The following is a 345-nucleotide window of genomic DNA, read 5'->3' on the forward strand; positions in this document are numbered from 1 at the left end:
GGCAAAAACGATTCGGATACAAGACGCTGCGTAACGCGCTTCTCTATGCGTGGCACAAGGCCCCGAGCCTCGATCAGTTTCATTTGCCTGCGTTCACGTGTTCGAAGTTGACAGACTCCGAATAGTAGCCGTTACTTTGGCCCAGCCATCGGATATCCACGTAGCCTCGGATGGTCGCGAGCTTGTAGAACGTCCACGTATACGAATCGACGTACTCGCCAGCCGGAGGCGGAAAGTCGGTATCGCTAACTTCCTCGGCCATGAGAATAGGTGTCCCGATCAGGTCGTTCACGTCCCCAGTTACCGACTCGATGTATACCGACTCGCAACAGTCCTGTTGATGGT

Annotated in this window: 1 protein-coding gene; it reads right to left on the reverse strand. The window is 54.5% G+C overall.

The features are described 5' to 3' along the window. Positions 1–79: 79 nt before the first annotated feature. On the reverse strand, positions 80–345 hold a 266-nt coding region (locus AC1RPU_RS08060), incomplete at its 5' end, for a DUF7448 domain-containing protein (protein ID WP_481769652.1).

Source organism: Dellaglioa sp. CoH-55-MRSF-7, assembly GCF_056782235.1.